Genomic DNA, 10204 nt, shown 5'->3' on the forward strand with positions numbered 1-10204 from the left:
CCGCCCCGGTCGGCACGGCCGGCGCGGACGGGCCGCCCGCCGGGGCCGGGGTGGCCGGCCGGTCCGCCACGGCGGCGGTCCGGTCCGTGACGACCGGCTGATCCGTGGCGGCGGCCCCGTCGGTGACGGCCGCCGTGACGGTCTCGTCAGTGACGGCGGTCCGGTCGGTGACGGCGGTCCCGCCGGTGACGGTCCGGCCCGTAGCGGACGGGTCCGGTGCGGTGGCGGTGGCCGGTGCGCCGGTGGCCCCGGCCACCGGCTCGTCCTCGGCGGACGGGTTGGCGGCGGCTTCGGCCTCGGCCAGGCGGGCGTTCTCCCGGCGGAAGGTCTCGTAGATCTGGCTGAGGGACTGTTTCTGGGCCATCGTGAGGTCGGGGTCGACCGCGATGGCGGCGAGCACGCCCTGGCCCTCCTTGTCGTCGAGCAGCCCGGCCCGCAGGTACATCGCCGGGGTGGAGACCCGCAACGCGCTGGCCAGCTGCTGGAGCACCTCGGCGCTGGGCTTGCGCAGGCCCCGCTCGATCTGGCTGAGGTAGGGGTTGCTCACCCCCGCCTGCTCGGCGAGTTGGCGGAGCGAGATCTTGGCGTTCCGCCGCAGGTCACGGATGAATCCGCCGACGTCGGGTAGATCCTTGGGTGCGGCCATACCCCAACCGTAGTCCGCGCTGCTAGCTCCAGCAAGCAAAACGCTAGCCAGAGTTAGCGAGGTAACAAAACCGCGTTGCGGGACCGGATGTCCGGTCCGTACCTTGCACGGCGTGACCACGAACATCGCCGTCAACGGCACCACCCTGGGGTACGACGAAGCGGGCAGCGGCAGCCCGGTGCTCCTGCTGCACGCCGGGATCGCCGACCGACGGATGTGGCACGGCGTACGGGACGCCCTCGCCGACCGGCACCGGGTGATCTGCCTGGACCTACGCGGCTACGGGGATTCCGCGCTGCCCCCCGAGTCCTTCGCCCACCACGACGACGTACGGGCGGTGCTGGACGCGCTCGGCATCGAACAGGCCGCCCTGGCCGGGTGCTCGTTCGGCGGGGCGGTGGCGATCGACACCGCGCTGGCGTACCCGCAACGGGTGTCGGCGCTGGCGCTGTTCGGCACCGCCGTGTCCGGGCACGAGTGGTCGGAGCAGACCGAGGAGCTGTGGGACACCCTGGTCGGCGAGGTCGACGAGGAGGATCTCGCGGCGAACGCGGCAGGTGAGGTGCGGTTCTGGGTGGTCGGCCCGTACCGCCGCCCGGAGGACCTGGACCCGGCGTTCATCGCCGCCGCCGAGGAGTCGGACCGCCGGGCCCTCGCCGCCGAGCAGGCGCTGAGCGCGGTGGACGTCGTCGAACTCGACCCGCCCGCCATCGGCCGGCTCGGCGAGCTGCGGATGCCGGTGCTGGTCACCGCCGGTGCCGTCGACATCCCGGACATCATCGGACTGGCCGACCGGATCGCCGCCGAGGCCCCGGACGCCCACCGCCTCCCCGACGTGCCCGACGCGGCCCACCTGGTCCCGCTGGAACGCCCGGCCCCGGTCGCCGACGCCCTCCGCGCCTTCCTGCCCTGACCACGCGGCCGGCCCGCCCCGCCCGCACGCCACCGGGAAGGCGCCGGGCAGGGGCCGGGGGCGTCACCAGACGGGGCGGACCGCGCCGACGGGGAGGCCCCCACCCAGCAGGGGAAGTTCGGCGTACTCGGTCAGGACGGGGGCCTGCACGCCGAGCCGGCGCAGCCCGGAGACCAGCACCGGCATCCGGGCCCGGGTGGCCCCGTCGTCGATCTTGAGGGCGACCGCGCCGACGCCGGGCAGCGCGGCGGCGATCACGCCTTCCGCGCCGATCTTCGCCAGCATCCCCGGCACGCCCCGCATCAGCCGGGTGTCGTCCGCCCCGGTGCCGCCGACCAGTTCCGGGTACGCCCGCATCGCGTCCGCGACGGTGCGCTCCGGGGAGCCGGGCTCGGCGGCCACCAGCCGCAGGAACGCCCGCGCCAGCCCGGTCAGCGAAACCGCCAGCACCGGCGCGCCGCAGCCGTCCACCCCGACCGCCGCCGCCGGCCCACCGGTGCACTCCTCGACGGTGGCGGTCAGCCGCCGCTGCAACGGGTGCTCCGGCCGCCAGTACCCGTCCAGCGGCCAGTCGGCGGCCAGGCAGGTCAGCAGCATCCCGGCGTGTTTGCCGGAGCAGTTCATCGCCAGCCGGCTCGGACCGCCGCCGGCCCGGAGCACGGCCTCCCGGGCGGCCTCGCCGAACGGCAGGTCGGGCGGGCAGTGCAGGGCCTCCGGGTCCAGTCCGGCGGAGCGCAGCAGCGCCGCCACCCGGGCCAGGTGGAACTCCTCACCGGCGTGGCTCGCCGAGACGAGCGCGACGTCGGCCGGGTCGGTCGTCGCCAGTCCGGCCCGGAGCATGCCGAGCGTCTGCAACGGCTTGCTGGCCGACCGGGGGAAGATCGGTGAGGTGCCGTCCCCGGCACCGGCCACCGGGCCGCCGGCGGCGTCGAGCACCACCACCGAACCCCGGTGCACACCCTCCACGAACCCCGACCGGACCACCTCGGCGAGCGGCTCGCCACCCTCGTACGTCTTGGTCACCCTGGGAAGGTACCGACGGGGGCCGGCACGGCCGGCACCCGGGTGACCTGCGACGTCAGCCGCGCGGGTAGGGAGCGCCGGGCCGGGTGTGGCTTACCGACGGGCAGGCCGACTCCGACCGGTCGCCGGCACGCCACCACACGCCGGGCCGGCGCGCAGGCCACCAGCCGGCGGGCAGGCCACACGGCCGGCGGGCAGGCGGCGGGCTACCGGCCGAGCAGGCGACGGGCCTCGGTGGTGGTCAGCGGCGGGCGCTGGGCGAGCTGCGCGAACCCGACCGCGCGGGCGACGAGCTGCATGTTGGACTCCACCGGGCGGCCCTTGGCGTACGTCACGGTGTCCTCCATGCCGACCCGCAGGTGACCGCCGGTGGAGAGCGAAGCCAGCATCACCGCAATGGTGCTGCGCCCGATGCCGGTGGCCGAGAAGGTGGTGCCCGCCGGCAGGTCACGCAGCATCTGCTGGGCGGCGACCAGGGTGGCCGTGGTGCCCGGCATCCCGCCCGGCACGCCCATCACGAAGTCGACGTGCACGTGCCCGCCGTGCGGCAGGCCGTACCGGTCGAGCAGGCGGGGCAGGGCGGCGAGCTGGCCGAGGTCGAAGATCTCGTACTCGGGGAGGATGCCGCGCTCCTGCATCCGGGTGTGCAGGTCGACGATGAACTCCCACCGGTTGAGGAAGACGTCGTCGCCGAAGTTGACCGTGCCCATGGTGCAGGAGGCCATGTCCGGGGCGGCGTCCAGCACGGCCAGCCGGTCGGCCTCCGGGTCGGTCACCGCGCCGCCGGAGGAGAGCTGCACGATCAGGTCGGTGCCCTCGCGCAGCGCCGCCACCGTCTCCCGCAGCCGCCCCTGGTCGAGGGTGGGACGGGCCGCGTCGTCCCGGATGTGGACGTGGATCACGGAAGCGCCGAGCGCCTCGCACTCCTTGGCGGTGAGCAGCAACTCGTCGAGGGTCACCGGCAGCGCCGGCACCTCCGCCTTGGCCGACTCCGCGCCGGTCGGGGCAACCGTGATCAACGTCCCTGTCGTCATGCCGGCGATGGTAACCGTCCCGACCGCCCGAGGTCGATGGCGCAGCCGAGGCAGGGCAGGAAGAACCGCACGCTCGAAGAGGAATACGCGAAGAAATTCCCGTCCCTATAGCGGTGGATGGGCATCCTTACCGTCGGGTGGGTCGGCTACCCCGGGTCGACGGCGGCGGCGGCGTCGCCCACCGACAGCCGGGCGTCGTCGGCGAGGTTGCGCTTCACCACGGCCAGCGCGACCTGACCCAGCTCGTAGTGGTGCACGGCGGTGCCGACGAAGCCGACCGTCCGGCCGTCCAGGGTGACCGGGGTGCCCGCCGCCGGAAGCTGGTCGGTGGTCACCCCGTCCAGGTGCAGCAGGACGAGCCGACGCGGCGGCTTGCCCAGGTTGTGCACCCGGGCGACCGTCTCCTGCCCCCGGTAGCAGCCCTTGTCCAGGTGCACCGCCGGGGCGATCAGGCCCACCTCGGCGGGGATCGTCCGGTGGTCGGTGTCCACCCCGACCCGGGGCCGTCGGGCGGCCACCCGCACCGCCTCGTACGCCCACAGCCCGGCCGCCGGCACCCCGCCGGCACGCAACTCGGCGACGACCCCGTCCAGGGCGGGCCGGGGCACCAGCAGGTCCACCCCGAGCGGGACCCGGCGGGCCCACCCGCCACCGGTCAGCGGCTGCACGTCGTACCGGATGGTGGGGCGGGGGGGCAGCTCGCCGGAGCGGAACTTCGGACCCGGCACCGTGAGCACCTCGGGTGCGGCCAGGCCGGTCACGCCGAGCGTGGCGACGGCGTCGGTGGCCTGCGGCCCGACCAGCGACAGCAGCGCGTGGTCAGCGGTGGCGTCGCGCGGCTCGACCTGGCTGAAGAACCGCATCTTCTCCAGGTACGTCAGCAGGCCGGCCGTCATCCCCGGCTCGGTGTCCAGCCAGGTGGTCTCGCCGTCCTCGGTGACCATGGCGTGCTGCTCGACGTGCCCGTGCGGGCTGAGCACCAGCAGTTCGGTGCCCTGCCACGGGCCGAGCGCGGCGAGGTGCTGGCTGGTCAGGGTGTGCAGCCAGCCGATCCGCTCCGGGCCGGAGACGGCGACGACCCCCCGGTGCGAGCGGTCCACCAGGCCGACCCCGGTGGCCAGGGTGCGCTGCTCGCGCAGCGGGTCGCCGTAGTGCGCGGCGACGCCCCGTACCCCGGCCGCCCGGTGCTCGGCGTCCGGCTGGTCCCGGCTGGCCTCGTCGATCGCCTCGACGGCGACCGCCCCCCCGATGTCGATCATGTCGGTTCCCCGTCCTCGCAGTTGTCGCAGACGCCGAAGAGCGCCACGTGCCCGATGTCCACCCGGAAGCCCCGCTCGGTGGCGAGCTGGTCGGCCAGCGGGCGCATCAGCTCCGGGTCGATCTCGTCGACCGCGCCGCACTCGCGGCAGACCAGGTGGATGTGCTGGTGCTCACCCGCCGCGTGGTAGGTCGGCGAACCGTGCGACAGGTGGGTGTGGGTCACCAGGCCGAGCCGTTCCAGCAGCTCCAGCGTCCGGTAGATGGTGGTGATGTTGACCCCGGCGGCCACCTCCCGGACCGCGGTGTGCACCTGCTCCGGTGTGGCGTGCCCCAGGTCGAGCACGGCTTGGAGGACCAGTTGCCGCTGCGCCGTCAGCCGCAACCCACGGGAGCGGAGCATTTCCGCCAGCGAGGATTCGGACACCGTCCGATCATAGTTCGGCCGCCGGCCCGCGCCCGGCCGCGTCGGGCCGCCGCTAGGCTCGGCGGTCGTGGTGGCATCGAGGATCGCCGTGCTCGGCCGGGGTGTCGTCCCCGCGACGGAGCCGGTGCTGCGCGGGAACGACCTGGGCGTGCTGCGCGGCGACGGGCTGTTCGAGACCATGCACCTGCGCGACGGACGCCCCTGGCTGCGGACCGCCCACCTGGCCCGGCTGCGCGTCGGCGCCGCCGCCCTGGAACTCCCGCTGCCGCCCGACGCGGTCCTGGTGGATCTGCTGGACGCCCTCGTCGACGGCTGGCCCGCCGGGGTCGAGGGCGCATTGCGCCTGGTCTGCACCCGGGGGCCGGAGGGCGGCGGGCTGCCCACCGTCTACGCCACCCTGGCCGAGGTGCCGGCCGCCGCGAAACGGCTGCGCCACGCCGGGGTCACCGTCGCCACCCTGCCCCTCGGGGCACCGGCCACGACCCGCCCCGGACTGTCCTGGCTGCCCACGGGCATCAAATCCATCTCGTACGCGACCAGCAGCGCCGCCCGCCGCTGGGCCGACCGGACCGGCGTGGACGACGTGCTCTGGGTCTCGACCGACGGCTACGTGCTGGAGGCTCCGGGCGCGAACGTCGTCTGGCTGGACGGCGACACCCTGTGCACCGTCCCGGCCGCCCGTACCGGCATCCTGCCCGGCACCACCTGCGGCTGGCTGCTCGACCACGCCACCGAGCTGGGCCTGACCCCGGCCGAACGGATGGTCACCCCGGCCGGGCTGCACGCCGCCGCCGGAGTCTGGCTGACCTCGTCGGTACGCGGCCTGGTCGAGGTCAGGACCCTCGACGCCACGCCCCGCCCGGCCTCCCCGCACACGCCCCGCCTTCGGGGGCTGTTGGGGTTTTCGTGAGTGGGCCTGTGGGGCCGATGTTGCGGTGACTCCGCTCACGGACACCGCGACATCGGCCCACCTGAGTCGATCAACTCCCGGCCGGCGGGTCAGCCGGCCACCCGGATCAGCCGGGCGGACAGGTGCGGGGAGAGACTGTGGCCCATGCCCGCCATCTCCTGCGCGTAGAGCAGCGCCCCCTCCACGATGCCGAAGAGCCGGGCACCCGCCGTCACCTCCTTGGCGGTGGCCGTACGCACCACCGCGTCGGTGGCGAACTCGATCTGCGTACCGGTACGCCGGCCGATGTGCAGCTCCATGATCCCCGTCGGGGTGGTCATCAGGGCCTCCAACTCGTCGGTGACCCGCTCACCGTCCAGCACCGGACGCCACCAGCCCACCTCACGCCCGGCCGGACGGACCGGACGGCTCTCCTCGTCGAGCAGCCAGGCCCGGGACTCGTAGAACAGGAACGGCCGGCCGTCGTGGCTGATCCGGATCTCCTGGGCGTAGTCGAAGTCCTCGATGGTGGGGAAACCGCCCCGCCCCCGCCCGCGCCACACCCCGACGTACGGCAACAGCCCGTCCAGCGACGGGTGCAGCTTCGGGCCGACCCGCAGGTCGTGGCTCTCCTGGTACGGGTACTCCTCGACCGGCGGCGCGTTCAACCACGGCGGCTGAAGGGGATTCTCGCTCACCATTTACCTCTCGACAGGCGTACGGCCAGGTAGACCAGGCCACCGGTGAGCGCGCCCAGGGCTGCGACCAGCAGGCTGACGAACCCGATCTCGGTAACCATCATGGTCATCCTATGCTGGGCCCCATGGGCCGCACTCTCGTCGTCAAGGCCACCGCCGGAGCGGACGCCCCGGAGCGGTGCGCGCAGGCGTTCACGGTGGCCGCCACGGCCGCCGCCGCCGGGGTGACCGTGTCGCTCTGGCTGACCGGTGAGTCCACCTGGTTCGCCGTGCCCGGTCGGGCCGGGCAGTTCACCCTGCCGCACTCGGCGCCGCTGACCGACCTGCTGGACGTCATCCTCGCCACCGGCCAGGTCACCGCCTGCACGCAGTGTGCCGCCCGCCGGGACATCGGCCCGGACGACGTGCTGCCCGGCGTCCGGATCGCCGGCGCGGCCGTCTTCGTCGAGGAGGCGATGGCCGAGGGCGCGCAGGCGCTCGTCTACTGACCCGGCCGCCCACTACCGACCCCACCGGGCGGTGCCGATAATGCCCCTGTCTGTAGGCATTTTGCCTACCATGCGGAGGTGAGTCGGGCGACGGAGGAGTTCTTCGCGGCAGTGCCGGCACGTGCCCCGGCGGTGCTGCGTGCCCCCGTCACCGGGACACTCCAGATCGACCTGGTCACCGACGACCACACCGACCACTGGCTGGTGCGGATCAGCCCCGGCCGGGCGGTGGTGGAACGGGCCAGCGGCCCGGCGGACGCGGTCTGGAGCAGCAGCGCGGACCTCTTCGAACGGCTGGTCACCGGGCGCGCCCAGGGCGTCTCGGCGGTGCTGCGCAACGAGTCCACGTTCAGCGGCAACGTGATGCTGTTCCTGGTCTTCCGGCAGTTCTTCCCCGCCCCGCCCGGGGTACGCGACCCCCGGGAGACCGCGCGTGAGCAGACCGGGCGGGCGTGATGCAGCAGCGGGTCAGCATCCTCGACGGCAACACGTTCCTGGTCTGCGACGGGCGCGGGGACGTCGAACCGTCGTTCGACTTCCCGACCGGGTTGTTCTCGTTCGACACCCGGTTCCTGTCCACCTGGCTGCTCACCCTCGACGGCGAGCGGCTGCACGCCCTCTCGGTCGACGACGCGCACTCCTACCAGACCCGGTTCTTCCTCGTCCCGGGCGAGCCGACGCACTACCTCGACGCGAAGGTGTCGATGATCCGCACCCGGTCGATCGGTGGCAACTTCACCGAGGAACTCACCGTGCTCAACCACTCCGGCCGGGAGATGCGCTTCGACCTGCGGCTGGAGATGGGCTCCGACTTCGCCGACCTCTTCGAGATCAAGCACCAGCGGCCGAAGAAGGGCCGCACCACCGCCGTCGCCGGGGACAACGCGCTGCGGCTGACCTACCGACGCGAGGCGTTCCACCGCGAGGCGACGATCACCAGCAGCGCCGACGCCCGCGTCGACCAAGCCGGGATGACCTGGTCGATCACCGTCGCGCCGCACTCCGAGTGGAGCACCCGGCTGACCGTGACGCCGATCATCCACGGCGCGCGGGGCGAGGACGTCCGGGCGATCACCGCGCTCGGGGCGGTACGCGGACCGTCGGTCATCCGCGACGAGCAGGAGGAGCTGGTCGGCCGGGCACCGCAGCTCGGCTGCGACTGCGAGCCGCTCGCCGGGGCGTACCGGCAGAGCCTGCACGACCTGGCCGCCCTCCGGTACGAGTCGATCACGCTGGGCGTACGGCTGCTCGCAGCCGGTCTGCCCTGGTTCATGACCCTGTTCGGGCGGGACAGCATGCTCACCTCGTTGCAGGTGCTGCCGTTCCTGCCGGAGCTGGTGCCGCCGACGATCCTGATGCTGGCCGGGCTCCAGGGCTACCGGCTCGACGACTTCCGCGACGAGGAACCCGGCAAGATCCTGCACGAGCTGCGGTACGGCGAGACCGCCGGCTTCGAGGAACAACCGCACTCCCCCTACTACGGTGCCGCCGACTCGACCCCGCTCTTCATCATCCTGCTCGACGAGTACGAGCGGTGGACCGGGGACGCGGCGCTGGTCAAACGGCTGGAGTTCGCCGCCCGCGCCGCGCTGCACTGGATCGACAGCTACGGCGACCTGCTCGGCACCGGGTACGTCTGGTACCGCAGCCGCAACCCGGAGACCGGCCTGGAGAACCAGTGCTGGAAGGACTCCTGGGACGCCATCTCCTACGCCGACGGCCGGCTGCCCGGCTTCCCCCGTGCCACCTGCGAGATCCAGGGGTACGCCTACGACGCCAAGCGGCGCGGCGCCCGGATGGCCCGGCTGTTCTGGAACGACCCCGAGTACGCCGACCGGCTGGAACGGGAGGCGGCGGCGCTCAAGGAACGCTTCAACCGGGACTTCTGGATTCCGGAGAAGGAGTACTTCGCCGTCGCCCTGGACCCGGACGGCCGGCACGTCGACTCGCTCACCTCCAACATCGGCCACCTGCTGTGGAGCGGCATCGTCGACGAACCCCGGGCGGCCCGGATCGCCGAACACCTGCTCGGCCCCCGGCTCTACTCCGGCTGGGGGGTACGCACCCTGGCCACCGGCGAGGGCCGCTACAACCCGATCGGCTACCACGTCGGCACGGTGTGGCCGTTCGACAACGCGTTCATCGCCTGGGGCCTGAGCCGGTACGGCTTCCGGGAGGAGGCCGGGCGGATCTGCGAGGCGATGCTGGACGCCTCCCGGTTCTTCGGCGGCCGGCTACCGGAGGCGTTCGCCGGCTACGAACGCACCCTCACCGACTACCCGGTGCAGTATCCGACGGCGTGCAGCCCGCAGGCCTGGTCGGCGGGCACCCCGCTGCTGCTGTTGCGGGTGATCCTCGGTCTGGAACCGCAGGGCGAGCACCTGATCATCGATCCGCTGGTGCCGGAGGGGATGGGCCGGGTCGAACTGCTGGACATCCCGGGCCGATGGGGTCGGGTCGACGCCCTCGGCCGCAGCCGTACCCCCCGCGACCACGGACCCCGCCACTGACCGGGCGGGCGGGTCAGCCGGGGCAGCCGGTGGAGGCGGCGACCCGTACCTGCGCGCCGGTGCCGTCGGCCAGTACGGTGGCCGGGCCGCTGCGGTAGGCGTACACCTCGGGGAGGTCGGCCACCGGGGAGCCGGCGGCCAGCGGACGCAGCCCGGTCAGCGCGACCGGCGCGTCGCCGGCCGAGACGGCGACGGTACGCGCGGTGCCGCCGCCCGGGCACGGCGCGGTGACCTGTTCCGGGGCGGAGCGCGCCGGGCGGCCCAGCGCCCGCAGCGCGGCGTCCAGCGTCGGATCGGCGGGGGCCGCCGACGGCTGCGG

General features: G+C 73.7%; 12 protein-coding genes and 1 pseudogene. 5 read left to right on the forward strand and 8 right to left on the reverse strand.

The window, feature by feature from the left end; genetic code table 11:
- Nucleotides 1–646 (reverse strand): helix-turn-helix domain-containing protein (locus H1A17_RS34920; protein WP_228544624.1); only part of this gene is annotated, 646 nt, incomplete at its 3' end.
- Nucleotides 647–758: 112 nt separating this feature from the next.
- On the opposite strand from H1A17_RS34920, the gene H1A17_RS31835 reads away from it, so the two are divergent.
- The gene (locus H1A17_RS31835; protein ID WP_309236917.1) at nt 759–1559 is read left to right on the forward strand and encodes an alpha/beta hydrolase; all 801 of its coding nucleotides are present in this window, start codon (nt 759–761) and stop codon (nt 1557–1559) included.
- A gap of 63 nt (nt 1560–1622) precedes the next feature.
- Here the strand turns inward: H1A17_RS31835 and H1A17_RS31840 are convergent, their stop codons facing one another.
- From H1A17_RS31840 to H1A17_RS31855, 4 genes are all read right to left on the reverse strand, one after another.
- Nucleotides 1623–2582: an asparaginase gene (locus H1A17_RS31840; protein WP_145921862.1), complete on the reverse strand. Its 960-nt coding sequence runs from the start codon at nt 2580–2582 to the stop codon at nt 1623–1625.
- A gap of 206 nt (nt 2583–2788) precedes the next feature.
- A complete protein-coding gene (locus H1A17_RS31845) occupies nt 2789–3616 on the reverse strand; it encodes a 3-keto-5-aminohexanoate cleavage protein (RefSeq protein ID WP_145921863.1) in 828 nt (275 codons plus the stop codon).
- Between the two features lie 146 nt (nt 3617–3762).
- The gene (locus tag H1A17_RS31850; protein ID WP_194823610.1) at nt 3763–4875 is read right to left on the reverse strand and encodes a folate-binding protein YgfZ; all 1113 of its coding nucleotides are present in this window, start codon (nt 4873–4875) and stop codon (nt 3763–3765) included.
- The gene (locus H1A17_RS31855; protein ID WP_145923066.1) at nt 4872–5276 is read right to left on the reverse strand and encodes a Fur family transcriptional regulator; all 405 of its coding nucleotides are present in this window, start codon (nt 5274–5276) and stop codon (nt 4872–4874) included. Before H1A17_RS31855 ends, H1A17_RS31850 begins: the two co-directional genes overlap by 4 nt.
- 91 nt (nt 5277–5367) lie before the next feature.
- Between H1A17_RS31855 and H1A17_RS31860 the strand changes: the two genes are divergently transcribed.
- The gene (locus H1A17_RS31860) at nt 5368–6210 is read left to right on the forward strand and encodes an aminotransferase class IV (protein WP_194823611.1); all 843 of its coding nucleotides are present in this window, start codon (nt 5368–5370) and stop codon (nt 6208–6210) included.
- An 89-nt stretch (nt 6211–6299) separates the two neighbouring features.
- On the opposite strand, the gene H1A17_RS31865 is transcribed toward H1A17_RS31860, so the two are convergent.
- Both H1A17_RS31865 and mtfM read right to left on the reverse strand, forming a co-directional pair.
- Nucleotides 6300–6890 (reverse strand): FABP family protein, encoded by a 591-nt coding sequence (locus H1A17_RS31865; RefSeq protein WP_194823612.1) that lies wholly within the window; start codon nt 6888–6890, stop codon nt 6300–6302.
- Nucleotides 6884–6988, reverse strand: coding sequence for a small membrane protein MtfM (mtfM, locus tag H1A17_RS35375; RefSeq protein WP_305070382.1), 105 nt, complete (start codon nt 6986–6988; stop codon nt 6884–6886). The genes H1A17_RS31865 and mtfM overlap by 7 nt, the downstream gene beginning before the upstream one ends.
- A gap of 12 nt (nt 6989–7000) precedes the next feature.
- Between mtfM and H1A17_RS31870 the strand changes: the two genes are divergently transcribed.
- The 3 genes from H1A17_RS31870 (at nt 7001) to H1A17_RS31880 (ending at nt 9885) form a co-directional block, all read left to right on the forward strand.
- The gene (locus H1A17_RS31870) at nt 7001–7375 is read left to right on the forward strand and encodes a DsrE family protein (protein WP_145921867.1); all 375 of its coding nucleotides are present in this window, start codon (nt 7001–7003) and stop codon (nt 7373–7375) included.
- A gap of 78 nt (nt 7376–7453) precedes the next feature.
- Nucleotides 7454–7831 (forward strand): SCP2 sterol-binding domain-containing protein, encoded by a 378-nt coding sequence (locus H1A17_RS31875; RefSeq protein WP_145921868.1) that lies wholly within the window; start codon nt 7454–7456, stop codon nt 7829–7831.
- On the forward strand, nt 7831–9885 hold the full coding sequence (locus H1A17_RS31880; protein ID WP_145923067.1) for a glycogen debranching N-terminal domain-containing protein: 2055 nt from the start codon (nt 7831–7833) through the stop codon (nt 9883–9885). The genes H1A17_RS31875 and H1A17_RS31880 overlap by 1 nt, the downstream gene beginning before the upstream one ends.
- Nucleotides 9886–9898: 13 nt before the next feature.
- Here H1A17_RS31880 and H1A17_RS31885 read toward each other — a convergent pair.
- Nucleotides 9899–10204 (reverse strand): annotated as a pseudogene (locus H1A17_RS31885) (hypothetical protein); the annotation flags it as partial.

It is taken from the genome of Micromonospora sp. S-DT3-3-22 (assembly GCF_015354745.1).
Lineage (GTDB): Bacteria > Actinomycetota > Actinomycetes > Mycobacteriales > Micromonosporaceae > Micromonospora > Micromonospora wenchangensis.